General features: G+C 66.4%; 22 protein-coding genes. 5 read left to right on the forward strand and 17 right to left on the reverse strand.

The annotated features are described in order from the left end of the window. The first annotated feature begins 77 nt into the window (after positions 1-77). The 5 genes from AC3ANJ_RS16680 (at position 78) to arfA (AC3ANJ_RS16700) (ending at position 6,002) form a co-directional block, all read left to right on the forward strand. The gene (locus AC3ANJ_RS16680; RefSeq protein WP_488317270.1) at positions 78-1,124 is read left to right on the forward strand and encodes a LacI family DNA-binding transcriptional regulator; all 1,047 of its coding nucleotides are present in this window, start codon (positions 78-80) and stop codon (positions 1,122-1,124) included. A gap of 133 nt (positions 1,125-1,257) precedes the next feature. After that, positions 1,258-2,595: an extracellular solute-binding protein gene (locus AC3ANJ_RS16685; protein ID WP_488317271.1), complete on the forward strand. Its 1,338-nt coding sequence runs from the start codon at positions 1,258-1,260 to the stop codon at positions 2,593-2,595. Further along, entirely contained in the window at positions 2,592-3,539 is a 948-nt protein-coding gene (locus AC3ANJ_RS16690) for a carbohydrate ABC transporter permease (RefSeq protein ID WP_488317272.1), read from the forward strand. Before AC3ANJ_RS16685 ends, AC3ANJ_RS16690 begins: the two co-directional genes overlap by 4 nt. Next, positions 3,539-4,450 (forward strand): carbohydrate ABC transporter permease, encoded by a 912-nt coding sequence (locus AC3ANJ_RS16695; protein ID WP_406248724.1) that lies wholly within the window; start codon positions 3,539-3,541, stop codon positions 4,448-4,450. Before AC3ANJ_RS16690 ends, AC3ANJ_RS16695 begins: the two co-directional genes overlap by 1 nt. 28 nt (positions 4,451-4,478) lie before the next feature. Beyond that, a complete protein-coding gene (gene arfA / locus AC3ANJ_RS16700) occupies positions 4,479-6,002 on the forward strand; it encodes an arabinosylfuranosidase ArfA (RefSeq protein WP_488317273.1) in 1,524 nt (507 codons plus the stop codon). An 86-nt stretch (positions 6,003-6,088) separates the two neighbouring features. Here arfA (AC3ANJ_RS16700) and AC3ANJ_RS16705 read toward each other — a convergent pair whose 3' ends face one another. From AC3ANJ_RS16705 to AC3ANJ_RS16785, 17 genes are all read right to left on the reverse strand, one after another. Beyond that, positions 6,089-7,276, reverse strand: a complete 1,188-nt coding sequence (locus AC3ANJ_RS16705) for an ROK family protein (protein WP_488317274.1) — start codon at positions 7,274-7,276, stop codon at positions 6,089-6,091. A gap of 47 nt (positions 7,277-7,323) precedes the next feature. Then, positions 7,324-9,717 carry a glycoside hydrolase family 2 TIM barrel-domain containing protein gene (locus tag AC3ANJ_RS16710; protein ID WP_488317275.1) on the reverse strand — a complete coding sequence of 798 codons (2,394 nt, stop codon included), beginning with the start codon at positions 9,715-9,717 and terminating at the stop codon, positions 7,324-7,326. Beyond that, a complete protein-coding gene (locus tag AC3ANJ_RS16715; RefSeq protein WP_488317276.1) occupies positions 9,714-10,355 on the reverse strand; it encodes a YesL family protein in 642 nt (213 codons plus the stop codon). The genes AC3ANJ_RS16710 and AC3ANJ_RS16715 overlap by 4 nt, the downstream gene beginning before the upstream one ends. A 68-nt stretch (positions 10,356-10,423) precedes the next feature. Continuing rightward, positions 10,424-11,983, reverse strand: a complete 1,560-nt coding sequence (locus tag AC3ANJ_RS16720; protein WP_488317277.1) for an extracellular solute-binding protein — start codon at positions 11,981-11,983, stop codon at positions 10,424-10,426. A gap of 74 nt (positions 11,984-12,057) precedes the next feature. Next, positions 12,058-13,068: a carbohydrate ABC transporter permease gene (locus AC3ANJ_RS16725; protein ID WP_406248694.1), complete on the reverse strand. Its 1,011-nt coding sequence runs from the start codon at positions 13,066-13,068 to the stop codon at positions 12,058-12,060. Beyond that, on the reverse strand, positions 13,055-13,996 hold the full coding sequence (locus AC3ANJ_RS16730; protein ID WP_406248692.1) for an ABC transporter permease: 942 nt from the start codon (positions 13,994-13,996) through the stop codon (positions 13,055-13,057). The genes AC3ANJ_RS16725 and AC3ANJ_RS16730 overlap by 14 nt, the downstream gene beginning before the upstream one ends. Before the next feature lie 116 nt (positions 13,997-14,112). Beyond that, positions 14,113-15,108 carry an arabinan endo-1,5-alpha-L-arabinosidase gene (locus AC3ANJ_RS16735; RefSeq protein ID WP_488317278.1) on the reverse strand — a complete coding sequence of 332 codons (996 nt, stop codon included), beginning with the start codon at positions 15,106-15,108 and terminating at the stop codon, positions 14,113-14,115. Next, on the reverse strand, positions 15,105-16,604 hold the full coding sequence (gene arfA / locus AC3ANJ_RS16740) for an arabinosylfuranosidase ArfA (protein WP_488317279.1): 1,500 nt from the start codon (positions 16,602-16,604) through the stop codon (positions 15,105-15,107). The genes AC3ANJ_RS16735 and arfA (AC3ANJ_RS16740) overlap by 4 nt, the downstream gene beginning before the upstream one ends. Before the next feature lie 79 nt (positions 16,605-16,683). Then, positions 16,684-17,355, reverse strand: a complete 672-nt coding sequence (locus AC3ANJ_RS16745) for a YesL family protein (protein WP_488317280.1) — start codon at positions 17,353-17,355, stop codon at positions 16,684-16,686. Further along, entirely contained in the window at positions 17,352-18,641 is a 1,290-nt protein-coding gene (locus AC3ANJ_RS16750; protein WP_488317281.1) for an arabinan endo-1,5-alpha-L-arabinosidase, read from the reverse strand. The genes AC3ANJ_RS16745 and AC3ANJ_RS16750 overlap by 4 nt, the downstream gene beginning before the upstream one ends. A gap of 1 nt (position 18,642) precedes the next feature. Next, a complete protein-coding gene (locus tag AC3ANJ_RS16755) occupies positions 18,643-19,575 on the reverse strand; it encodes a carbohydrate ABC transporter permease (protein WP_406248682.1) in 933 nt (310 codons plus the stop codon). A gap of 37 nt (positions 19,576-19,612) precedes the next feature. Next, entirely contained in the window at positions 19,613-20,515 is a 903-nt protein-coding gene (locus AC3ANJ_RS16760; protein WP_406248681.1) for a carbohydrate ABC transporter permease, read from the reverse strand. 100 nt (positions 20,516-20,615) lie between these two features. Continuing rightward, positions 20,616-21,938: an ABC transporter substrate-binding protein gene (locus AC3ANJ_RS16765; protein WP_406248679.1), complete on the reverse strand. Its 1,323-nt coding sequence runs from the start codon at positions 21,936-21,938 to the stop codon at positions 20,616-20,618. Positions 21,939-22,117: 179 nt separating this feature from the next. Next, positions 22,118-23,374 carry a family 1 glycosylhydrolase gene (locus AC3ANJ_RS16770; protein ID WP_488317282.1) on the reverse strand — a complete coding sequence of 419 codons (1,257 nt, stop codon included), beginning with the start codon at positions 23,372-23,374 and terminating at the stop codon, positions 22,118-22,120. Between the two features lie 4 nt (positions 23,375-23,378). Further along, a complete protein-coding gene (locus AC3ANJ_RS16775; RefSeq protein WP_488317283.1) occupies positions 23,379-24,266 on the reverse strand; it encodes a carbohydrate ABC transporter permease in 888 nt (295 codons plus the stop codon). Then, positions 24,263-25,213, reverse strand: a complete 951-nt coding sequence (locus tag AC3ANJ_RS16780) for a carbohydrate ABC transporter permease (protein WP_488317284.1) — start codon at positions 25,211-25,213, stop codon at positions 24,263-24,265. Before AC3ANJ_RS16780 ends, AC3ANJ_RS16775 begins: the two co-directional genes overlap by 4 nt. Before the next feature lie 59 nt (positions 25,214-25,272). Further along, complete coding sequence (locus AC3ANJ_RS16785; RefSeq protein ID WP_488317285.1) at positions 25,273-26,535, reverse strand: ABC transporter substrate-binding protein; 1,263 nt, start codon at positions 26,533-26,535, stop codon at positions 25,273-25,275. Between the last annotated feature and the right edge of the window lies 1 nt (position 26,536).

Consider the following 26,536-nt stretch of genomic DNA (forward strand, 5'->3'; position numbering starts at 1 on the left):
GCCGACGTTACCGGTAACGGCGTCTACTCTACAACGTTGTACTTGCACATTCCCGGCCCGCCGTTAGGCTGACCGGCATGAGAGCGACGACGCCGACGCGGGCGACCATGAAGGATGTCGCGGCGCTCGCCGGCGTCTCCCCCAAGACCGTCTCGAACGTCGTCACCGGCACGGTCGGCGTCCGCGAAGGGACGAAGGCCAGGGTCGAAGCCGCCATGGCCGAGCTCGACTTCGTCCCGAATCTCAGCGCCCGAGGGCTGCGTCAGGGACGCTCCGGCATCATCGCGGTCGCACTTCCCGATCTCGCGACCGCGTACTCAGCCGAACTCGTGCACCGGATCGTCGAAGCGGCGCACGGGCGCGGACTCGCGGTGCAGATCGAGGAGACGGCGACCGAACCCGCCCGCGAGAAGGAGCTGCTCTCGCGAGCCCGCGCTCACCTCGTCGACGGCCTGATCCTCAACCCGGTCCGCCTCGAGGACAGCGTCATCCGCTATGCGGATCGCCTTCCGCCGATCGTGGTGATCGGCGAGGTCGAGCAGCATCGCGCCGACCACGTGCTCATCGACAGCAGGCAGGCCGCCGCTGATGTCACACGGCACGTGATCGAGCGCGGCGCGCGACGGATCGCGGTCATCGGCGCGGATGACCGCGGCGAGCTCGCGACCGCCACGAGCCGGCTCCGCCTCGAGGGCGTCCACGTCGCTCTGAGCGAAGCCGGACTCGCGCGCGATCGCGCCCTGGAGGTGAACCGCATGCCGTGGTCGATGGCCGCCGGGGCCGAGGGCATGAACGAACTGCTCGCGCGCGGAGTCGCGTTCGACGCGGTCGTTGCGTTCACCGATTCCATGGCGGCGGGTGCCCTGCACACGCTGCACGGTCATGGGATCGATGTCCCGGGGGACGTCATCGTCACCGGCTTCGACGACGTGGAGTTCTCGCAGTTCACCTCCCCGGCGCTCACGACGATCGCGTTCGACCGGCGCGCGCTCGCCGAGGCCGCGCTGGGTCTGCTGCTCTCGCGGATCGACGAACCAGGAGCGCCACCGCGCTCGCTCACGCTGTCGCATCAGCTGCGGGAACGGGCGAGCACCGCGCAGAAGCCATCCGGCTACCGCCCCTGAGCGGAACCTCGGTACGTGCGCCGCGGCATCCTGAGCCGGTTTTCGGCTCGCACCTTGCGCACCTGATTACCACGATGTAATGATGAGTCACCCGATCCAACCGAAGCAAGACGACTGTCACGAAGGAGTGACGATGACGCCCCCGCTCGACCTGTCTCGAAGGCAGTTCCTCGCTGCCGCATCGGTGGCCGCCGGCAGCATGCTGCTCGCCGGCTGCACCCCCGGAACAACCCCGGGTTCCACGACCCAGACCCTCCAGTTCTGGCATCTGCTGTCCGGTGGTGACGGCGTCACGATGACGTCGTTGCTCGACGGGGTTAACCAGGCCCAGAGCGCGTACGCGATCCGGCCGACGGTTCTCGCGTGGGGAACGCCGTACTACACGAAGCTCGCCATGGCGGGTGCCGGCGGACGCGCACCGGATGTCGCGATCATGCATGCCACCCGCACGGTCGGCTGGGCGCCAGGTGGACTCCTGGACACCTGGGACCTCGACAAGCTGGCCGAGCTGGGCGTGGACAGCTCCACGTTCCCGAAGCCGATCTGGGAGAAGGGCTTCGTCGGCGAGGGGATGTACAGCATCGCCCTCGACGCGCACCCGTTCGTCCTGATGTTCAACACCGACATCTGCGACGCGGCCGGAGTGCTCGAGTCGGATGGCTCGCTCACCGAGACCAGCTCGCCGGAGGAGTACCTCGACCAACTCCGCGAGATCGCCGGGTCGTCCGGCGAGCACGCCCTGTCGTACGGATATCTCGGCGATGGGGCCCAGATGTGGCGCCTGTTCTACGGCCTGTACGCGCAGCACGGTCTCGAGATCGAGCTGCCGGTCGGCGGCAAGGCCGTGATCGACAAGGATGCCGCGGTGGAGGTCCTCTCCTTCATGCAGACCCTGCTCGACGGCGAGATCGCCAACACGCAGGCCGACTACGGCACGGCGGTCGCCGAGTTCGCCTCGGGCAAGAGCGGCATGTTCATGACCGGCGTGTGGGAGCTGCGCACCATGCAGAACGCCGGCATCCCGTTCGACGCCACGATGATCCCAGCGCTCTACGGGCAGCAGGCGGTGTACGCGGATTCGCACTCGTTCGTCCTCCCGCACCAGACCAACGCCGACCCCGTCAAGCGCGACCTGACGTACCAGTTCGTCGCCGACATGCTCAAGGGCTCGTTCGGATGGGCGGAGGCCGGTCACATCCCGGCGTTCCTGCCGGTCACAGAGTCGCCGGAGTACGACGACCTCATCCCGCAGGCGAACTACGCCGAAGCCGCCCAGCACGTCGTGTACGACCCGATCGCCTGGTTCACCGGATCCGGCTCGAACTTCCAGAGCGAGTTCGGCGCCGCCGTGCAGGGAGTGCTTCTCTCCGGCGACGACCCTGGTGCTGCCATCGACCGCTTCGAGTCGCGCGTGAACACCATGCTCGCTCAGCCGAACCCGGCTGACCCGGAAGGGACGTGGAAGTCATGACCACCACCGCCTCCTCGTCCACGCGCGTGATCGTGACCGGCAAGGCCGCCGATCACCGCGGTCGCCAGTCCGGACCCGTGAAGCGCGAGCAGCTCATCAGTTGGGCGTTCCTCGCGCCGTTCCTCGTCGCGTTCGCGCTGTTCCTCATCTGGCCGATCGTCCATGGCATCTACCTGAGCTTCACCGACCAGTCCCTGACGGGTGCCGGCGGATCGCTGGTCGGCTTCGCGAACTACGCCGAAGCGCTCACCGATCCCGTCATGTGGCAGTCGCTGTGGAACACCGTGTGGTTCACACTGCTCTCCACCGTCCCGCTGGTCGTGATCGCGCTCATCATGGCGGCGCTGGTCGACCGGGGCCTGCCGGGGCAGTGGTTGTGGCGCCTGTCGTTCTTCATGCCCTACCTGCTGGCCTCGACCGTCATCTCGCAGATCTGGGTCTGGATCTTCAACCCCCAGATCGGTGCGGCCAACAACATCCTCAAGGCCATGGGTCTGGAGCCGATCGCCTGGCTGCAGAACCCCGACACGAACATGCTCTCGATCGTCATCGCGACGGTGTGGTGGACGGTCGGATTCAACTTCCTGCTCTACCTCGCCGCGATGCAGAACATCCCACCGCAGCAGTACGAGGCGGCATCGCTCGACGGCGCGGGCGCGTGGCGTCAGTTCTGGTCGATCACGCTCCCGCAGCTGGGACCTGCCACCGTGCTGATCCTCATCCTGCAGATCCTGGCGTCCCTGAAGCTGTTCGATCAGGCGTACCAGATGCTCGGCGGCGTCGCGAGCGACACCACCCGCTCGATCGTCCAGTACATCTACGAAGCCGGATTCGTCAGCTACCGATTCGGCTACTCGGCCGCCATCTCCTACGTGTTCTTCGCAATCATCGTCATCATCGGCGTCGCCCAGGCTCTGGTCACGCGCCGCCGGAAGGAGCAGTGATGTCCACCGCAACTCTCTCTCCGACCGAGGCGATCACGGTCGCGAAGCCGCGCCGCGCGCGTCACTCGCACGCCCCTGGACAGAAGCCCTTCGGCCCGTTGCGGGTCACGGCGTTCATCGTCCTGCTGCTGATGGCGATCGGCTGGCTGCTGCCGTTCCTGTGGGCGGTCGCCACCGCGTTCAAGACCGAGACGGATGCCGCATCGGGCGACCCGTCCTGGATCGGCGCCTCCGGGCCGACCGTGGAGGCGTTCGCCGCGATCCTTTCGCAGGGCAACGTCTACATCTGGGCGTTCAACAGCCTCTGGACCTCGGTGGCGGTGACGGCGATCACCCTCGCGATCTCGGCACTGGCCGCGTACGCGTTCTCGCGACTGGACTTCACCGGGCGCAAGTGGCTGTTCGCCGTGATCATCGCGTCGATCGTCGTTCCGCCTCAGGTGCTGATCATCCCGCTGTTCTACCAGATGCTCACGTTCAACATGATCGACACCTACTGGGGTCTGATCCTGCCGCAGGTCGTGGCGCCGGCGATGGTGTTCATCCTGAAGCGGTTCTTCGACGCGATCCCGATCGAACTCGAGGATGCCGCTCGGGTGGACGGCGCGAGCCGGTTCCGGATCTTCTGGTCCATCGTGCTGCCGCTGTCGCGGCCGATCCTGGCCTCGGTCGCGATCTTCGTGTTCATCGGCGCGTGGAACAACTTCCTGTGGCCGTTCCTCGTCATCAACGACACGACGCTCATGACGCTCCCGGTCGGGCTCCAGACCGTGATCAGCGCCTACGGCGTCCAATACGCGCAGGTCATGGCCCAGGCCGTGCTCGCCGCCCTGCCGCTGATCATCGTGTTCATCATCTTCCAGAAGCAGATCGTCAAGGGCGTCGCGACCAGCGGCTTCGGCGGTCAGTAGTCCTCGCACCATCCACACAAGGAGAGCAATGAGTCAGGCCCGCATCACCATCGACCGCGACTTCACGATCGCCGACGTGGCCCGGAGGCTCTTCGGGTCGTTCGTGGAGCACATGGGACGCTGCGTGTACACCGGCATCTACGAACCGGGGCACCCGCAGGCGGACGAGCGCGGCTTCCGCCGTGACGTCCTCGCCCTGGTGCGGGAGATGGGTCCGACGGTGATCCGGTATCCGGGCGGCAACTTCGTCTCCGGCTACAACTGGGAGGACGGCGTCGGGCCGGTGGCCGACCGCCCGGTACGCATGGACGGCGCGTGGCACACGATCGAGACGAACGCGTTCGGTCTGCACGAGTTCGTCGACTGGGCGAGGGAAGCGGATGTCGAGGTGATGGAGGCCGTCAACCTCGGCACCCGCGGCATGGACGAGGCGCGCGCGCTCGTGGAATACGCCAACCACCCCGGGGGCACGTACTGGTCGGATCTGCGCCGCCGCAACGGCGCCGCAGATCCGTTCGGCATCAAGCTCTGGTGCCTGGGCAACGAACTGGACGGGCCGTGGCAGATCGGCGGCAAGACGGCCGAGGAGTACGGCCGGCTCGCGCAGGAGACCGCCAAGGCGATGAAGCTCGTCGATCCGTCGATCGAGCTGGTCGCCGTAGGGTCGTCGAACCGGCAGATGCCGACCTTCGGCAGCTGGGAGCACACCGTGCTGACGCACGCGTACGACGAGGTCGACTACATCTCGATGCACGCGTACTACCAGGAGCACGACGGCGACACGGAGTCGTTCCTGGCGGATGCCGTCGACATGGATGCCTTCATCGACGGCGTCATCGCCACGATCGATGCGGTCAAGGCCGCGGGCAAGCACACCAAGCAGGTGAACATCTCGTTCGACGAGTGGAACGTGTGGGACCAGCACAAGTACAACAGCGTCGAGGCCGACGAGATCGAGGCGGCCGGCTGGAAGCAGCACCCCCGCCTGATCGAGGACACGTACTCGGTGACGGATGCCGTGGTCGTCGGCACGCTGCTGAACAGCCTGCTGCGTCACGGCGACCGCGTGAAGATCGCCAACCAGGCGCAGCTCGTCAACGTGATCGCCCCGATCCGCTCGGAGGAGGGCGGTCCGGCCTGGCGGCAGACGAGCTTCTGGCCCTTCGAGCGCATGGCTCGCCTGGCCAAGGGTCGGGTCCTGCGCCTCGCGGTGAATGCGACGCAGATCAGCACCAAGCGGTACGGCGATGTGGACGCGGTGGATGCCGCGGCGACCTGGGACGAGGAGACCGGCCGGGTCGTGGTGTTCGTCGCGAACCGCTCGCTCGAGTCGTCCAACGACCTCACGCTCGACCTGCGCGGGTTCGGGGCGCTGCGGGTCGCGAGCGCCGAGGTCCTGACGATTCCCGAGGGCGGCGACCGGCTCACGGCGAACCTGGAGACCGCTCCGGATCGCGTCGGCATGGTTCCGCTCGCCGGCGTCGAGGTCGTCGACGGCGCGGTCCGCGCGACGCTCCCGCCGGTCTCCTGGACCGTGATCGAGCTGGCGTAACCCCGGCTCTTCGGCGAGAGATCACTCCCTGCGCGAGAAATCACGCAGGGAGTGATTTCTCGTGACGGATGTGGTTTCTCGTCGCGTCAGAGCGCGACAGGGATGCGCGACGTCAGCAGCCCGGCATCCACCAGCGAACGCTCCAGGGCGATCATCGCGATGCCCGAGGCGACCGGGTTGCCGCGCACGGTCGATACCTCGAGCGCGAGCGCCGTACCGGCCCGTCCAGGCGATTGCTCGCGCATCCGCTGCGCGGCCGGCGGCAGCAGCAGGTCTCCCAGTGCCCACGTCGTCCACCCGGTCAGCGTGATGACCTCGGGATTCACGATCGCGACGAGGTCGGCGAGCGCCGAACCGAGGTAGTAGGCGGTGCGTGCGACGGTCTCGCGCGCCGCGGCATCCTGTTCCGGCTCGGCCACGGCAGCGGCGAGCGCCATGATGAAGTCCCGCTGCATGTCGACATCGGCGAGGGGATGCTGGGGGGCGAGTTCGCGCAGCGTCTGCTGAATGCCGGGCACACCGATGTACGCCTCGACGCAGCCCCGACGCCCGCAGCGGCACAGCCGTCCGTCCAGCTGCAGCAGCGAGTGCCCCCACTCGCCCGCGGAGTTCGTCGAGCCGCGCAGCACCCGGCCCTCCAGCACGATCCCGGCCCCCACGCCGGTGCCGAGGTTGACGGTCGTCATGCTCGACGCCGACCGCCCTCGACCGAGCCAGAGTTCGGCGGCGACCATGGCCTTGAGGGGGTTGTCGATCACGAGCGGAAGGCCGACCCGCTCGCGCAGATGCTCCAGTTCGACGCTGCGCCACTCCCAGTTCGGGACGACCACGGCGATGCCAGTGGGCTCCTGGATGAGCCCGGGAAGCGAGATGCCGACGCCGAGGATCCCGTCGCGCGCGACGCCTGCCTGTACGAGCAGATCGTCCAGCACCAGCCCGATGGCTTCGACGATGGAATCCGGATCCAGCAGATGCTCATCGTGCGCGCGCTCGATCTGCGTCAGCGGATTCAGCGACGCGTCGAACATCACGCCGCGCACGTAGGTCTCGGCGACGTCGAGTCCGACCACGCGGCCACGCTCGGCGTTGATCGCGAGCACGGCCGTCGGCCGCCCGACCTGGCCGGCCGTGGTCTTCGTCTCGACGATGATCCCGCGGTCGATGAGCTCACCGGCGATCGTGACCACGGTCGCCGCACTCAACCCGGTCTTATGGGCGATCTCGTTCCGGGTCGTCTCCCCCGCCGACAGCACGGCGTGCAGGACATCAACCATCGAATCGCTGCGGATGTCTCTCGACGTCCGCCGCGGCATCGCACCCCTCATAGCTGAACCGTAACAGCCTCGATGCCGGTCCCGCTGATGCGGACGCTGGTCTGCTCCCCCTCGCGCACGTAGGCGATCAGCCGTCCATCGCGCGTGCGGCGCTCCAGGCTCCGGTAGGCCGTGACGTCGGCGAGATCACCGTTCTCGAGACCGAGCAGCGCGCCGCCGCGCACCTCGACCGCGATCGTCGCCTCCGTCGACCCGACGGTGCCGTCGCCGTCGAGCAGCGCGCACTCGATCTGCGCGACGTCGTCGATGCCGATGCCGGCGGCGCGGCAGCGCCGGGCCGCGTCCTCCGGTGCACGCCAGAGGACAGCATCCAGCCGCGCGGGTGAGCCGGCGGGTCGCAACTCGTCCCGCGCGACCACGCGCCCGGCGGCGGACACTTCCAGGCTCAGCTCCCCAGCGGATGCCGGAGCCACCGCCCGCCAGTAGCCGCCGTCACCGTCGAATTCGAGCGGCACGTGCACGTCGTCGACGACCAGCTTCGGATCGCCTCCGCCGACGAAGGCGACCACCTCGATCACGCCGTCCCCGGCCGCCCACCGCCGGGAGACCGGATGCCGCCAGAACACCTTCCGACCGGCATCCGGTTCGTGCGCGCGAACGACGAGACGGGCTGTCGGCTCGTCCGACCACCAGCTGCGGCGCAGGTGCCACTCGTGCTTCGGGAAGCCGGCGAGAGTCAACAGACCGGCCCCTGAGCCGTGGACCGGCCAGCCGTGCGCCTCGCCGAGGTAGTCGATCCCGGTCCAGAGGAATTGACCGGCGATACGCACGTCGTCGGCGACCGCGCGCCATTCGGCGTAGCCGTGCCCGTTCTCGCTGCCGAGGAACGGCTTGTCGGGGAAGCGCTCGTGACCCTCCGCGTAGAGCTGCTCCTTGTAGTTGTAGCCGACGACGTCGAGGTCGTCGAGCAGGCCGGTCCGTGCGGAGAGCTCGGGGAAGGCCGCCGCAAGCGTGACCGGACGACTCGGGTCGGCGTCGCGGACGATCTCGCCGAGCCGGCGGCCGATCGTCGTGAGTCGGCGGATATCCGGACGGCTCGGGTCGTAGAGGCGCTCCTGAGCCGGCTTGTTCGCATCGTTGTTGCCGGTCATCTCCTGGAAGAGCGGGCTGGCGTAGGGGTCGTTCGGGTAGTCGACCTCGTTGCCGATGCTCCAGGCGATGATCGACGGGTGATTGCGGTGCGCACTGATCATGTCGCGCAGGTCGCGCTCGTGCCAGAGCGGGAAGTGCGTCGCGTATCCCTCGTGCTTGGGCGGGTACACGTTGTGCCCCTGCCACCACTTGTTCTTCGGGCTCTCCCACTCGTCGAACGCCTCGTCGATGACGTAGAAGCCGAGTGCGTCGCACAGCGCGTAGAGGGCCGGATCGTGCGGGTTGTGCGCCATCCGGATGGCGTTGCAGCCCATGTCCTTGAGAGCGAGCAGCCGCCGGAGCCAGACCTGAGCCGGCACTGCGACGCCGAGGCATCCGGCGTCCTCGTGCAGGCAGACTCCTCGGAGCGTGCGCGGCTCGCCGTTGACGAGGAGCCCTCGGTCCGCCGCGAAGACGATCGAGCGGATGCCGACGATCTCGGTGCTCTCACTCCGGCCCCGCCCGTCGGCGGTCCGCCAGCTCACGATCGTCGTGAGCCGGTACAGCGACGGCTCGGCATCCGACCAGAGCTCGGGGTGCGGCACGCGGCCGTCGACGACGAGATCGACCGACGCTCCGGCCGACAACTCCAGATCCTTCTCGAACACGTGCTCGTCACCGGACGAGAGCGACCGCAGCTCGTGTCGGACGCAGGCGGTCGCCGTCTGCTCGAGGTCGTTCACCACGGTCTGCGCGATGCGGATGAGCGCTGACTCGACGGTGACGTCCGCGACGGTGAAGGCGGTGGTCTGCGGTGCGATCCTGATCGGACCGTGCACCTCCAGCACGACGGCACGGGTGATGCCAGAGCCGTTGTACCAGCGCGAATCGGAGATCTCGGTGCGATCCACCCGCACGCTGATGACGAGGTCGTCATCCGGCGCGTAGGAGAGGATCTCGGTGAGATCGAACGAGAACGGCACATGACCGTTCGGGCGACCTCCGAAGTGATAGCCATTGACCCAGACGTCGGCGTTTTTGTACACGGCGCCGAAGGACAGCCGGAGGTGCGCGTCCTCGGAGAGGTCGAGCGCGCTCAGCGGTACGTGGGCGCGGTACCAGCCGACACCGCCAGGCAGATAGCCGGTGCCGCTGGAGTGCTCCGGCGCGAAATCCAGCTCGACGCTCCAGTCGTGCGGGACGACGACCTCGCGCCAGGTCGTGTCGTCGAACGCCTTGGTCCATGCTTCGCGGTGATCCGCGAGCGCGAAGCGCCATCGCTCCACGCGGTGCGCCCGTGCCCCGCTCACGGGGCGACCGCTGCGGCGGTGTAGCGGGCGAACACCCTGGTGAACACGACGGCGTGAACCACGGCAAGACCTCCGAAGCCGATGAGAAGCCAGAACAGGCCGTAGCCCGTGACCTGCGGGGAGAACACGGTCACCACGATCGCCAGCACGGTGATGGCGAGCACCGCGAGCGCGGCGAGCGGATGGCGCAGCCCGATCAGCCGGGCGTTGCGGAGCACATCGCGCGTCGTGTCGTCGAACGTGGCGAGGTAGGGGAACACGAAGAGGATGGACGTCGCCGCGATGAACAGGAGCACGTACCAGGCCGCGAGCAGCACGAACTGCAGCACGGCGTCGGTCACGAGCTGCGTCACGACGAAGTACCAGGCGGCGAACGCCCCGCCGATCGCGGCGAGCAGCAGCGCGATCACGGTCGACTGGCGGAAGTCGCGCCGGAACGCGGTGAAGTAGTCACGCGTGATCGAGTGGTCGTTGCCCGCGACGATGCGCAGGGCGGTGGCGTTCAGCGCCGTGAGCGACGCGCCGATCGTCACGATCGGCAGCGATGTCGCGATGAACAGGATGTTGAGAATCATGACGTCCGCGATGCGCGTGAGCGTGCGCATGAGCGCCGAATCGGCCGCGAAGATACCTGGCATTGTTCGATCCCCTCGTCGAAGAAGTGGGCGGAGCCGGGTGGGCCGATCGGCCCACCCGGCTGCGCGGGTCAGCCGAAGTCCTGCTCCTCGGCCCAGGCGTCGATGTCCGCCTGGAGCGAGTCGCGAGCTTCCTCGTAGCCGGCGTCGGTCAGCTTCTGCCGCATCTCCTCGATGGCGGCGGCAGGGTCGTCGAACTTGCCGTACTGCAGCTGCGGGATGTACTCCGACAGCACCGCGCCCATGGCGGCGAGCGTCGGATCGATCATGCTCTTGTCGATGATCAGCGTGGAGTACGGGTACTCCTTCGCGACCTCGTCGAGGGAGGCGTAGATCTCGTCCTTGTTCGGCGCCTCGGTGACCCGCTGCGGCTCGAACTCGTCCATGCGACCGGCCCAGAAGTTCGATCCGAGCGAGTCCGTCGACGGGTCGTATCCCTCGGGGAAGCCGAGCATGCCGTCGTCGGTCATGACGTAATCAGTGCCCTCGATGCCGAAGTTGAGCAGCTTGTAGAGCTCCTCGTCGTTGCGCAGCGCGTCGTACACCTGCAGCGCCTTCTCGGGGTTGCTGGAGTTCGCGCTGACCGCCATCGCACCGTGCGTGAGGATGTCCTTGTAGACGTTGTCGTTCTCCTGGCCCCAGTAGAACATCTTGGGGTCGGAGCCGGGCTGCTTCTTCGTCATGTTGTCGACGATCGCCCCGATGTACGTCTGGGTGTGGTGCTGGTCGGCACCGCTGAGCCCTGCATAGAACTCCTCACGGGTGTCGCCGTCGTAGTTCAGCGCGTCCTCGCGCCAGACCCCGATCTCGTTCCACTCGCGCGCCAGTTCGGCCGCTTCGAGCAGCTCGTCGCCCTCCATGTAGACCGAGGTGACGGTGGTGGGGTCGGATGCCGAAAGCTGGAACGGCATGTAGATGCCCGAACTCACGCCCTGAAGGGTCACGAGGTCGGTGTGGCCCTGCCAGTATCCGGTCAGCGCCGCCTCGTTCGCGCCGACGACGTCCCACGGGTACGCGTCCGGCTTGTTGTCCTTCACCCACTGGAAGTACGTCGTGAAGTCCTCGAACTTCGTGATCTCGCCGTCCTCGAATCCGGCCTCCGTGGCCCAGTCGCCGCGGTAGAAGAAGCCGTGATTGGTGTACTGGGTGTAGTTGTCCTCCGGGATGAACATGATCTCGTCGTTCAGCTTCGTGAGATCCCAGTTGCCCTCGGCATCCACCTGCTCCCATGTCTTCGGGGCGTTCTCCTTGAGCATGTCCTCGGTGAGCGGCAGGAAGGCGCCCTTCTCGGCGTTCTCCCACGCATACAGCCAGTCGGTGGCGGTGGTGATCAGGTCGATGTTGTCGTCGCCGGACAGTAGCTGCACGTTGTACTGGGTCTGCCAGTCGGCCCACTCGACGTAGAAGAAATCGAGGGTCGCGCCGACCTTCTCCTCCAGCTTCGGGTTGAGCTCCTCGAGCATGGCTTCGAGGCGCCCGTTGGTGGGCTTGTTGCCCAGGACCAGCATCGTGATCTCGGCGGTCTCGCCGCCTTCGTCGCCGCCGGCTGGTGTGCAGCTCGCCAGCATCGCGGTACTCAGGCCGACCACGGCGACGGCCGCTGCGGACGTGAGGATCCTTCTTCTATTCATGTGAGACTCCTTCGGCTCGGTGTGAGGTGGTGCAGGGATGGCCTGGTGGGCCGGGGAACGTCAGCGCGGGCGGGTCAGCCCTTGACCGCGCCGACCGTGATGCCTGTGACGAAGTACTTCTGGACGAACGGATAGAACAGGAGGATCGGACCGGTGGCCACGACAGCGCTCGCCATCTTCAGGGTGTTGCTGGGCAGATCCGCGATGCTCACGTTCGCGCCGGCCACCGAGTTGCGCAGCGCGCTGGCCGTGTTGATGACGTTGTACAGGTAGTACTGCAGCGGTTTGAACTCGACGGTGCTGCCGAGGTACAGCGACGACAGGTACCACTCGTTCCAGTAGGCCAGCGCGAGGAACAGCCCGATGGTCGCGAGCGCCGGCTTCATCATCGGCAGTGTGAGCTTCGCGAAGATCCGGAAGTCTCCGGCGCCGTCGATCTTGCCTGACTCGACGATCTCGTACGGCACGGTCTTCATGAAGTTCTTCATGAGGATGATGAGCCACGGCGTCATCAGCAACTGCAGGAAGACGGCGAGATAGGTGCCACGGAGTCCGAGGTCCCGTCCGACCCAGAGGAACGTCGGCGCGAGACCCGCGGAGAACAGCGTCGTGAAGTAGATGAAGAACGAGATGTGATTGCGGAACGGGAAGTCCTGGCGGTACAGCGCATACCCCGTCATCGCGATGACGAACAGGCCGATCGCGGTGCCGAACACGGTCATCGACACCGTGACGGCGTAGGCGCCGAGGATCTGCCGAGGCGACTGGAAGATCAGCTCGTAGGCCGCGAAGGTGAACTCCTTCGGCCACAACCCGAACCCGTCCGCACGGATGGCCGACTCGCTGGAGAACGATGCCGACACGATCAGCACGAACGGCAGCAGGCAGAACAGCGCGAACAGGGTGATCCACACGTAGGAGATCCCGCGCAGCCAGCGATCGCTCGCCGACAGCTTGATCGCGCGCGGCTTGGGCGACCGATCGAAAAGGCTCTTGCCCTTCTTGGGAAGCAGCAGTGTCCTGGTCGCGCCGGTGTCGGAGAAGTCGGCGGCCGGTGCCGTCATGGTGACATCAGAAGAGGGCATAGTCCTTGTTCATCCTTCGCACGATCCAGTTCGCCGTCATGACGATGGCGAAGCCGAAGAGGGATTGGTACAGCCCCACGGCGGTGGAGGTCGTGAAGTTGTTCTGCGACATGACCATCCGGTACACCGAGGTCTCGATGATGTCGGTGGTCTCGAAGAGAGCGGCGTTGTTGCCGACGAGGTTCCAGAACAGGCCGAAGTTGCCGCTCATGATCCCGCCGAGCGAGAACAGGAACAGGATGATGAACGTCGGCTTCAGGCTCGGCAGGATGACGTAGCGGATGCGCTGCCACGCGGATGCCCCGTCGATCTCCGCCGCTTCGAACAGGCCCTTGTCGATGCCCATGATCGCCGCGAAGTACACGATCGATCCGTATCCGGTGCTCTGCCACAGGTGGACCACGATGATGATGAGCGGCCAGATGCCGGCCATGCTGTAGATCTTGATCGGGTCGCCGCCGGTCTGCTCGATCAGCGTGTTCAGGGCACCGGTGTCGTAATTCAGGATGTTGAAGGCGATCACGCCGATCAGCACGACCGAGATGAAGTACGGCAGGAACATGATGCCCTGCGTGATCTTCTTGAAGAACTTCAGCCGGACCTCGTTGAACATGATCGCGATCGCGATCTGCAGGATGTTCCCGAACACGATGAACGCGATGTTGTACAGGATCGTGTTGCGGGTGAGTTCCCACAGCATCCCGGACTTGATCAGGAACTCGAAGTTCTTCAGCCCGACGAACGGGCTGCCGAAGATGCCGTCGCGGTAGTTGAAGTCCGTGAAGGCGATCCAGATCCCCGGGAGCGGTGCGTAGTTGAAGACCAGGAAGAACGCGATCGCCGGGACGCACATGAAGATCAGCATCCTGCTGGTCTTGATCTGCGCCCACACGGATCTGCGCCGTCGTGGTGCCTGCGTCAGTGCCATCCTCCGCCTCTCTGCGGTCGTGGCGTCAACACTGACGCCACGGATGAACAGGGATAAACCTAACCCCTGATTTAACTACCGGCAAAGCTAGCAGAGAGGCGGCGCCCGGCCAAGGACTATTTCTCCGACGGCACCTCGGGCCAGCCGTCGCGCCAGGTGATCGGGAGCAGACCGAGAGTCGGGATGCCGCCGGAAGCGCCGTCGTAGAAGTGGAATGCGAGGGTGTCGTTCCACACCGACTGACCGCCGGGGCCGATGCGATCGCCCTCGGATGTCAGCACGAGCGTGCCGCCGTCATCGAGGAGCTCTCCCCCATCGGCATCCAGATACGGACCCGTCACGGCATCCGAGCGGCCGACGATGGTCTCGTAGGTGCTGTCCACGCCCTGGCAGCAGAAACCGCGCGAGGCGAACAGGTAGAACGCACCGTCGTGCGGCACGATGTACGGCGCCTCGATCGCGTTCTCGGCGAGGCCGCGGTCGGCGATCGTCACGGGCTCCGAGTCGTCGGCGCGCAGGCCGCTCGGCCATTCCAGCGGAACGATCTTCAACCCGCTCGAGAACGACCCGAAAGCCATCCACGGCTCGCCGTCGTCGTCCTCGACGATGCCGGCGTCGATCGCGTTGTAGTCCGTGCCCGCCGAGGCGATCACCTCGCCCTGGTCCACCCACTCGTAGTCGGGGTCCTCTGGGTCGAGCGTGGTGTTCGTCGCGAGCGCGATCAGCGACGTGCTGCTGCCGAAGGTCGACGCCGAGTAGTACAGATACCAGGTCCCGTCGTGCTCGTAGAGCTCGGGCGCCCAGAGATTGTCGACGCCGGGGACAGCCTGGGACAACCAGGCCGGCTTGGTGTCCCAGACCTCGCCGGCGTACTCCCAATCCGCACCGTCGTCGGAGGTACGGACCTGGATGTTGCCGTCCGCGATCTGCCCGTTGCCGGTCGAATACACGAAGTACCCGTCGTCGGTGGCGACGTACGCCGGATCGTGGACGAACAGATCACCCGACAGCTCGGGAGCGACGGCCGCGTCCGGCGCGCACCCGACCAGCGCTGCGGCCGCGGTGATGACCACGGCCGCAGCGCCGGTCAGGCGCAGCGCGGGAGAGCTCACGAGAGGGCGATCGCCGACCAGGAGACGGGAGGCAGCGTGACCGTCAGCACGCCGTCCGCGAGCTCCGCGCCTTCGAGCTGCTTGAGCCCGACCCGGTTCTGATCGGCGAGCGTGTTCTTCGCGTACACGTCGTCGTCCCAGACGGTGACGGCCTCGGCGATGGTCGAGGCTCCCAGCTCGGCGACGTCGACCGTCACGGTGATCGCCTCGGTCTGGCTGCGGTTCACGAGGAACACGGCCGAGTCCGTGCCGTCGGTCGTGACGACCGAGTCGACCAGCGGAGCCTCGCCGTAGACCTTCGTCTCGTAGGTGCCTGCGTCGATGCGGGGCTTGAGGATCTCGCCCTTCGCCAGACGCGACGTCACCGAGAACGGGAAGAACGTCGTCTGGCGCCAGGCCGCACCACCCGGCTCGGTCATGATCGGAGCGATCACGTTGACGAGCTGGGCCAGGGATGCCGAGGCGACCCGGTCGTGGTTCTTCAGGAGCGTGATCATCAGGTTTCCGAGGACCACGGCATCCGCCACGGAGTAGACGTCCTCAAGCTGGCGCGGGGCGATGCGCCACTCGTCGTTGACCTCGTCGGATGCCTGGTGCTCGTCGAGGTACCAGATGTTCCACTCGTCGAAGGAGAGCTTGATCTTCTTCTTCGACTTCAGCTTGTTGCCCACGTGATCGGCCGTCGCGACGACGGTCTCGATGAAGTACTGCATGTCCAGCGAGGAGGCGAGGTACGAGCCGAGGTCGCCGCCGCGCTCCTGGTAGTAGGCGTGGCAGGAGATGTAGTCGACATGGTCGTACGCGTGCTCGAGCACGGTGCGCTCCCAGTCGCCGAAGGTCGGCATCGACGAGCTCGACGAGCCGCACACGACGAGCTCGAGCGAACGGTCGGCGGTCTTCATCGCCTGGGCGGTGCGGGCCGCGATCTTGCCGTAGTCCTCGGCCGTCATGTAGCCGGTCTGCCACGGGCCGTCCATCTCGTTGCCGAGGCACCACATCTTGATGTCGTGCGGCTCGACGGTGCCGTTGGCGATGCGCTGGTCGCTGAGCGCCGTGCCCGACGGGTGGTTGCAGTACTCGAGCAGGTCGAGGGCTGCTTCGATGCCGCGGGTGCCGAGGTTGACGGCCATCATCAGCTCGGAGCCGGTGAGCTTCAGCCAGCGCGAGAACTCGTCGACGCCGACCTGGTTGGTCTCGATCGAGTGCCACGCGAGGTCGCGGCGCACCGGACGCTGATCGCGCGGTCCGACCGAGTCCTCCCAGCGGAAGCCGGAGACGAAGTTGCCGCCGGGGTAGCGGATGGTCGAGGAGCCGAGTTCGCGCACGAGATCGACGACGTCGAGGCGGAAGCCGTCCTCGTTGGCGGTCGGGTGGCCCGGCTCGTAGATGCCGTCGTAGACGCAGCGGCCGAGGTGCTCGACGAACGAGCCGAAGATCCGCCGGTTGAGCGGTGCGACGACCGCGGCGCGGTCGACGGAGATGCGTGCCTGAGTCACGTTTCTTCCTTCTCTGGGACAGGCCGCGCTGCGGGCAGCACGGCGTGCGGGTGATGGGGTCAGGGGGACCTGGGGCTGCTCAGTCCGCATCCTCGATGCGATCCAGTCGGACGTCGATGAGACGCACGACGATCGCGATCGGGATGGCTGCGCCCACCAGGGGCAGGAGCACGGGCAGGACCGAGACAGTCACCGCCCACGCGACGACGGCGATGAGCACGCCGGCGCTCATCGCGAGCGATGTCGGCGGCAGCACCAGGGCGTAGCGCAGCACAGCGGCGGCACCGTCGTCGTAGCGCGACAGCAGTGCGATCGTCGTGGCGAACGTCACGACGGCCGCGAGCAGCAGCGCGCCGGTGAAGACGAGCAGAGCCGCCGAGATCGGGCCGGTGAGCTGCGGCAGCACCATGAAGTCGGCTGCGAGCAGGACGCCGACGATCCAGAACGGAATGCCCGCTCTGTTCGCGCGCCAGAACTCGGCGCGGTAGGCCGCCCAGAACGAGCGGAGAACACCATCCTCGGCGGTGCCGAGAAGCAGGTCGTTGCGCCGGAGCACCGACGCCGCCGCGACCGCGGCCGGCATGGTGCCGAAGATCACGAGTCCGGCGAGGGCGCCGAGCAGGAACAGGACGTTCACCAGAACCAGCGTCGTGATGACCCGGAGCCACTGCATGACCCTGCCGGTCCAGCCGAGGGCCACGTCGTCGGCACCGTTCTCGATCACGGTGGTCCGTGCGGCACGCGCGGTCATGACACCACCTGCGGGGATCCGGTCCAGACGACGCCGGACTCGTCGATGCCGGCGAACGCCAGCACCGGGCGCTGCGCCACCGGATCCCAGGCGCCGAACACGACGCCGTCCAGAGTCGTGGTTCCGGATGCCGAGGTGAGCTCGAGCTCACCGGCGACCGCCTCGCCGGCGCTCGTCAGATCCGCCGACAGCTGCACGGTCTCGGCGTCGATGAGTCCGGCCTCCTCCGGCGCGAAGCGCACGGCGTTGCACAGGCCGGACACGGATGCCGCGGCATCCAGCGTCTCGGCATCCGAACCCGCGTACGGGAACGGGGAGACCAGCGGCCAACCGCTGCGCGTCCAGTGCACCCGCCGGATCTGGGCCTCGTGCCGAGTGGGGGCGTCCGCGAGGCGCACGTGATGGACCATGAAGGTCGCGTCGCCGTCATGGAAGATCGAGTTGTGGCCCGGCGCGATGAAGCCTGTGCCGCCGGGGAAGCGGTGGCCTCCGAGCACCTTCGTGCCGACGACGGCCGCCTGCTCGGCGGTCGGGTCGGTGAGGTCGTTGCCCGCGGCATCCCGATACGGACCGGTGATCTCGTCCGCCACGCCGACGCGAACGCTGTACGTGTTCACGAGCGAGTCGTACGACACGAACAGGACGAAGCGGTCCTCCTCGGGGCGGTACACGACGTACGCGCCCTCGATCGCGGTGTCCACGTTCGACGGGCGGCGGGCGATGAGCGCACCCATCTCGTCGCGCACGCGCATGCCGGTCTCGAGCGACAGCTCGACGATGTGGATGCCGCCGAAGAACGATCCGTAGATCATCCAGGCCCGGCCGTCGCGGTCGAATGTCACGGCCGCGTCGATCGCGTTGTGGCCGTCGCGGTCGTGCTGGGTCGCCACGACGATGCCCTGGTCCGTCCAGGGGCCCGCGAGGGACTCCGCCGTCGCCAGGCCGATCGCCGAGGTGCGGGACCCGAAGGTGGATGCCGAGTAGTACATGTGCCACCGCGTCGTCCCGTCGGTCGACGGCCAGCGGACCACCTCGGGCGCCCACAGACCTTCAGCACCGCTCCACTCCCTGGCCGGTGCCGGCACCTCGCCGAGTGCGGTGCCGTGGAAGGACCACGTCACCAGGTCGGGCGAGGTGCGCATGTGGGCGCCCACCGGGATGCCGCTGACATCGGCTGCGGCGTCCGTGGAGAACATGTACCAGAGGCCGTCGTCGCCGCGGACCACCGTGGGGTCGTGCGCGTTGCGCGCGCCCCACGTGGTCGGGTCGCTGGTGAGCGTGCTCATGTCAGCCCTTCGATCCGCTCAGCGCGACCGACTCGATGATCTGACGCTGGAAGATCAGGAACACGACGAGCACCGGGATGAGCGCGATGAACGACGCCGCCATGATCAACGGGTAGTCGGTCTGGCTCGCGTAGGTGGCGTTGAAGGTCGCGATCACCAGCTGCAGGGTCTGCTTCTCTGGCGAGTTCAGGTAGATGATCGGAGCGAGGTAGTCGTTCCAGACCGCCATGAACCACAGGATGAACTGCGCGGCGATCGCCGGACGGATCACGGGGAAGATCAGCGTGAAGAAGATCCGCAGATACCCGGCGCCGTCGAGCTTGGCCGCCTCGATGATCGAGTCGGGGATCGAGTTGAGGTACTGCTTCAGGAAGAAGATCATCACGATGTTGCCGAAGATGCCGGGGAGGATCAGCGGCCACAGCGTGTCGACGAGACCGGCATCGCCGAACATCTTGAACTGGGGGATCATGATCGTCGGGAACGGGATCATGATCGCGGAGAGCATCGCGAGGAACACGATGTTCTTGAACGGCAGACGCATCTTCGCGAACGCGAAGGCCGCGAGCGAGGACGTCACCGCACCGACCACCGTGACGCTGACCGACACGATGACGCTGTTCATGATGCCGCTCGCGAGCGGACCAGCGGTCCACACGCGGACGTAGTTCTCCCACTGCACCGGGTCGGGGATCCACTGCGGCGGAAGGGCGAACACGGCCTCGCGGGTCTTCAGCGACGTGCTGAAGGTCCACAGCAGCGGCGCGACCATCAGGATGCCGCCGATGGAGAGGACGATCGTGACGATCACGTTCATCATGCGGTAGGAGCGCGTGCGGCTTCCGACCGCCTGCGCGGAGTTTCCGGTGCCCTTGCCGATCGGGTTGCGGGGCAGACGCCGGCGGCGTACGGCCTCGGGCAGGACGGTGGTCATGGTTCCAGGAGCTGGAGCTGTCTGAGTCATGGCTGCCTCACTCGATCGAGAACTGGGAGCGACGGTTCATCTGGAACTGGATCGCCGTGACGATGAAGACCAGGATGCCGAGCACGACGGACATGGATGTCGCGTAGCCCATCTGGAGGTAGTTGAACGCCTTCTGCCAGATGTACCAGACGATGGATGCCGTGGAGAATTCGGGTCCACCGGTGGGGGTCATGATGTTGATCTCGATGAAGATCTGCGCGCCGCCGATGATGCTCGTGACGACGAGGAAGAACGTCACCGGCTTCAGCATCGGGACCGTGATGTGCCGGAACTGCGCGAACGTGCCTGCGCCGTCGATCGCGGCGGCCTCGTAGAGGTGGCGCGGGACGGACTGGAGAGCCGCGAGGTAGAGGAGCATCGAGAAGCCGAGGCCCTTCCACACGGACATGATGATGATGGCGGGTTTGGCGGTCGCGGCATCCTGCAACCAGTTGGGTCCGTCGATTCCGAAGATCGCGAGGACCTGGTTGACGAGGCCGAAGTCGCCGTTGTACGCCCACTGCCACAGGATCGCCACGGCCGCGAGCGACGAGATGACCGGCACGTAGTAGACGGTGCGGAAGAACGTGGTGCCGCGCATCTTGCGGTTCAGCGCCAGCGCCAGCAGCAGCGACAGGAGCAGCCCGATCGGGATGCCGATCATCATGAAGATGGTGTTGCCCATCGCCTGCCAGAAGTATCGGTCGTTGAACATCTCGACGTAGTTGTCGAGACCGTTGAAGACCGGTTCGCTCAGGCCGTTCCACTTCGTGAACGAAGCGTAGACCGCGAAGATCAGCGGATAGGCGATGAAGATCAGGAAGCCGAGCACGGGGGCCGCGATGAATGCGACGGCCGCCAGGTGCTCACGGCGGTGCAGCCGGGATCGACGAACAGTCGTCGTAGACATGGTCACCTCGATGGTTCAGAAGCGGGCGGGTTGGTTCCCGGGGCCGGCCGATGCCGGCCCCGGGATGTTCGAAGGCCGCCTGGGATCAGGCGCGACCCGCTCAGCCGATTCCGGCGTCCGCGTTCGCCTTGTCGAGCAGCTCCTGCATGCGCGGTTGGACCTCCTCGAGGTACTCCTGCGCGGTCTGGTCGCCGTCGAGAACGGGCTGGATGTTCTTGAACAGCTCGTCGTACCACTCGGCGCTGTACGTCGTGTTCGCCGGCAGCGCGCGACCGTAGTCCTGCGCGACGTCGAGGAACTCCTGCTTGTTGGCCGGGGGCAGGGTGCTGGATGCGACCCACTCGTCCGCCATGTCGATGAGGTTCGGGATCTGCACACCGGCGTCGACCAGCGACTGCTGCGCGGTCGGGTCCGTGGAGAGGTAGATCGCGAGCTCGGTGGCGAGGTCGGCGTTCTTCGTCGTCTCGGACACGGCGATGCCGAGCGTGCCGATCCAGCTGGCCGGCTCACCGGTCGAGCCGACCGGGTAGGGGATCAGGTCCCACTCGAAGTCGAGCGTCTCGTAGGTGGGCACGTCCCACGGTCCGACCGGGAAGAAGCCGATCTGTCCCTGCATCCAGCGCTGGTAGGTGTCCAGCGTCTGAGCGTCGGAGGTCGACGGGGTGACGCCGTCGACGAGGGAGAGGTCGGCGAACCACTGCAGCGCCTCGACGAACTCAGGCTCTGCGACGGTGACCTCGGTGCGGTCCTCGTTCAGCCAGTCGCCGCCGTTCGACCACACGAAGGGCTGCAGGTTCCACTGGACGTTCAGTCCGGTGCCCCACTGGTCGAGCGTGCCGTCGCCGTTGGTGTCGAGCGTCAGCTTCTTGGCGACATCGACGAACTCATCCAGCGTGTAGGGCTTGTCCTTATCGGGCAGCGGGACGCCGGCAGCCTCGAACATGGTCTTGTTGTAGCCGAACGAGAACGGGCCGATGTCCTTGGGCATCGCGTAGATCGCGCCCTGGCCCATGAGCTCGCCGTCGAAGCGGTAGCTGTCGACGCCGTACTGCCAGAGGTTGTCGAGGTCGACATCGGCCTCGACGGCCTCGGTGATGTCCTTCACGATGCCGGACTTGACGTAGGCCTGGACGCTGCCGGGGTCGATGTAGAAGACGTCGGGGATCTGCTTGCCCGTGATCGCGGCCTTGAGCTTGGTGGAGTAGTCGTCCGCCGTGGTCATGATGATCTTGACCTTGGCATCGTGGTCCTTCTCGAACTGCTTGATGGCAGCCGTGTAGGCCTCCTTCTCCGCGTCGTTGCCGCGGAACATGAAGGTGATCTCGTTGCTGGCGCCGCTGTCACCGCTGCCACCGGCGCAGCCGGTCAGTGCGGCGGCCGCGAGGGCGGCGATGCCGACTCCGGCCAGAATTCGTGACTTCATTGTGCTGTGTCCTCTCGGGGCTGACTTCGATGTCGCCTCGCGCGCTCCCGCTGGTGAGCGCGGTGCGATTCCCAATCGATCTACAACGTTGTAGTAAACGTTGTAGAAGACATTCTGAACCGACCGTGAACGATTGTCAATCGCGCGCCCGAATCGTTATCGACGCCCCGAGCACCTCCTCAGCGGGCGGCGTTCGCCTCGACGTCTCCCGCCTGGAGCGCGAACCGGTCCGCGACCGGATTGCGTCGTCGGGCGAGCCCTTCCGACGACTCGACGAGGTCGTACAGCCCCATCGTGAGCAACGAGTCCTCTCGCGGAGTCGACGCGTGCCGATACGTCCATTCGTACATGTCGAACAGCGGCCACCACGTGTATCCCACGATATCGACTCCCTCTGCACGCAGATTCCGGACGCAGGCCACGGACTCATCGAGCCAGGCGACACGCACCTCCGGCGTATCCGTCACGCACGTCTCGGTGAGCATGACCGGCGCACCGTAGCGATCGGCGTAGGTGCGCAGCAGCTCGGCGAGCCCGGCGACACCGTCGTCGTGCACGGGCCACGGATCCACGAAGCCGCCCGCGTGCGTGATGCCCTCCTCCATCAACTGGGTGGAGTGCCGCGGGTAGTAATTGACCCCCATGATGTCCGGCTGCACCGCGTGCTCGCGGAACCAGGTCAGACGCTCGTCGGAGATGCCGGTGCGCGCCAGACTCCTGGCGAGCGGATGATCATGGGCGACGCGGCCCGTGATCAGGTCCTCCACGAGGAACGATTGCGCACGCTGAAGCTCCACGAGCTCACGATGACCGCCATCGACGTCCCCGGCGAAGCGCGCGGTCGCGTCGACGTGGACGAACGTCGCTCGATCGCCCAGGATGTCGGCGATCGCGCGCTGCGACCGGACGAAGCCTTCGGCGAGCGCGACGGCGATCGTGTTGTAGCCGCTCTCGCCGGTGAGCTTCGGCGGCCAGTAGCCGATCTCGCCGGAGAATCGAGCGTGGAGCATGGGCTCGTTCACCGGCGTGTAGTCCGTGGCGATGTCGGCGTATCTCTCGGCTGCGCGCGCTGCGAACTCCTCGAAGTACGACGGAAAGTCCGGATGCGCGAACTCCCGCTCGATCCACAGCGGCGTCCCGTAGTGCAGCAGATCGACGATCGGGCGCACTCCGAGCTCGGCGAATCGTGCCATCACGGCATCGACCCATCCCCAGTCCCATACGCCGCGGCCCGGGTTGACGCGATGCCAGGGGATGCCCCATCGCACGAACTCCGCGCCGACATCGGCGGCGAGGCGGAGGTCGCCGTGCCACTGCTCGTAGTGCTCCGTCAACTCGTACTCGTCCAGTGCGCGCTCCCCCGGTCCGGACTGCGGAATGAACGTGTCTTCGATTCCGAGGCCGAAATGGAGCCTCCCGTCAGTGAGCCAGCTCATCATGTCATCCCTTCAATCCAGTCATGGCGACCCCCTCGACGAAGCGACGCTGCACCAGGAGGTACAGGATCACCAGGGGAAGTACAGCGATCAGTGCGCCGGCCATCATCACGCCGTACGGCGCAGTCGCCGTGGCAGAGCCGGTCACGAGCGCTAGTCCTGCGGTCAGCGGGCGCACCTCCGAATCGCTCGTCATGATGAGCGGCCAGAGCAGGTCGTTCCAATTGCCGACGAACGTGAACAGGGCCATCGTCAGCAGAGCAGGTTTCGTGTTCGGCAGGATGACCGACCAGAAGATGCGGAACTCCCCTGCACCGTCGATCCGCGCCGCGGAGTCGAGATCCCGCGGCAGCGTGATCATGAACTGGCGCAGCAGGAAGATCCCGGCCACATCCGCCGCGCGCGGAACCACCAGCCCGACGAACGTGTTCACCCAGCCCAGCGAGGAGGCGATCTGATAGATCGGCAGCAGCAGCGCCTGGAACGGCACCATCATCGTGGCGATCAGCACAGCCAGCAGAACACCGCGCCCGCGGAAGTCCATCCGTGCGAGTGCGTACGCGGCGAGCGTGTTCAGCGCCAGCGAGCACAGCGTCACAGCGCCGGCGAAGACGAACGAGTTCCACGACTGCTGGAACACCGGCAGTCGCTCGATGAGCCCTGTGAAATTGTCGAGGGTCACGTGGGACGGGATCAGTCGCGGAGGCCATTGGTTCACCTCGCTCTGCGGCGAGAACGCGGCGATCGCGATCACCACGACGGGGAACGCCGTGATGATCAGCAGCGCCAGGAGACCGAGGATCACGAGAACGCGTTCGGCCGATGGCGTTCGCGTGCTGGAGCGTCGGACGCGGCGGCGGTCAGAGGTCACGACGGCTGCGGTGGCGGTCATTCGAGTTCCTCCTCGTGGCGCGCATTGATCCGAAGCTGAATCAGACCGAGAACGAGCGTGATGATCAGCAGCAGGTACGACAGCGCCGAGGCGAATCCGAGTTTGAAGTCGCGGAAACCGTCGGTGTAGATGCGATAGACGAGCGTCTCGGTGGCGTGATCGGGGCCACCCTGGGTCATGATGTAGATCTGATCGAACGCCTGAAAAGCTCCGATGATCGCGAGAATGATGACGAAGGTCATGGTGCTGCGCAGGCCGGGGAGCGTCACCGCTCGGAAGGTCCGCCAGCGCCCTGCGCCGTCGAGACGGGCCGCTTCGTAGAGGTGCCGGGGCACGCTCTGCAGGCCGGCGAGGAAGATGACCATGAAGTAGCCGAAGTTCTTCCATACCGCGATCGCCGTGACAGCAGGGAGCGCAGTGGCCGCGTTGCCGAACACGTCACCGAGGTCGATGCCCACCAGGCTCACCCAGTAGGTGACCAGCCCGAGATTCGGATCCAGCAGGAAGCTCCACGCGATCGATGCCACCGCCATCGAGATGACGAACGGCAGGAAGATCGCAGTGCGGAAGAATCCGCGGAACGGAATGTCATCACGGTTGAGCAGCAGGGCAGCGCCCAGACCCGCGAGGATCACCCCCGGTGCGTACATGACGGCGTAGAGGAACGTGTTGAGCAGAGCTCGCAGCACCGGGCCGGAGCCCAGCGCCTCGATGTAGTTGTCGAGACCGATCCAGGCCGGGTCGCCGAAACCGGATGCATCGGTGAACGACGTGATCAATGCCTGCACAGCGGGCAGCAGGACGAAGCCGATGAGGACGAGCAGCCCGGGTGCGAGGAAGGCGTATGCCTTGACCGCACGTCGTGCGTCAGCTCGGCGCAGTTCGGGGCGACGCCCGCCGAGGGGCGTGGGCGGTCGATACCGCCGGGTGGAGGTGAAGGTGCTCATGAGAGGTGCACTCCTGTCGGCGTGGGCCGGCACTCGCCGGCCCACGCCAGGTCAGACGATCACTGGAACGGAGCGACGATGTCCTTGAGCTTCTGGTCGGCGTCCTTCACCAACGACGCGACATCGCCACCGGAACCGGATGCGATGTGCACCGACAGCGTGTCCAGCTCGGTGTTCACGTCGGTTGCGCCGCCGGGGATGGTCGCGAGCGCGATGTATGCGTCCTTCGCCTCGGGGGTGAGCGCGGCGATCAGGGGGTTCTCCGCCAGTTCGTCGACGCTCACATCCGTGCGATTGGGCGGGTAGTTCGCTTCCAGGGCCCAGCGCACCTGCGCATCGTGCGAGTTGAAGTAGGCGAGGAACGCCTCGGCGCCCGACTTGACGGTGTCATCGTCTGCGCCCTGGCTGGTCAGCCACCAGTAGTTGGCGGCAGCGGGAGTCGCCACCTTCTCGGAGCCCGCCGGAGCGGGGAACTCGCCTACCTCGATACCTGCCGCCTCAGCGCCCGTGACGACCCAGGGACCGATCCACGTCATCGCGGCCTTGCCTCCGGTGAACAGCGCGACGGCATCGGCGAGGCCGATGTTCGTCGGGCTCCACCCCTTGGCGTACTGGTCTCGCCACCATTCGAGCGTTTCGATGTTCTGCGGCGTATTGAGGACGATCTCGCCGTCCTCGACGACCTCGCCTCCGCCGCTCTGCAGGATCGTCGGAAGGAACGTGCTCTGCTTGTCCGCGAGCGAGAGCCCGTAGATCTCCGGCGTCGTCAACTGCTCGGCGAGGGCGATCAGTTCATCCCAGGTCTCCGGGAACTCGGTGATGCCCGCATCCGCGAACATCTGCGTGTTGTACCAGATCGAGAACGGTGCGTAACCCATCGGGACCCCGAACTGCTCGCCGTCGAATTCTGTGTATTCCACGACGTGCGGGTGGTACGTGGCGGTCTCGTTGTCCGGGTCGTCGTAGAAGTCCTGGAGCGGCGCGAACGCCTTCTGCTTGACGTACCCCTGTGCAGCGTCGACGGTCTGCACCACGAGATCGGGACCGTTGCCGGACTTCAGCGCTGGGAGCAGCTTGTCCGAGATGACGTTCCAAGGGTTCACCTCGATCTTGACCTCGTAGTCCGACTGCGAACCGTTGAAGTCATCGGCGATCGCCTGCACCACTTTCCCATCCGCCTCGGTGAAGCCGTGCCAGACGTTGACCACCGTCGGCGACCCGTCGGATTCGCTCGGACCCGATGCTGAGCATCCAGTGAGCACGAGGGCCGCGGCGGCCACGAAACCGGCGGCGCCACGCGCCCTCCTCTGGAAAGTTGACATG

This window comes from Microbacterium sp. STRO-1N, from assembly GCF_057748015.1.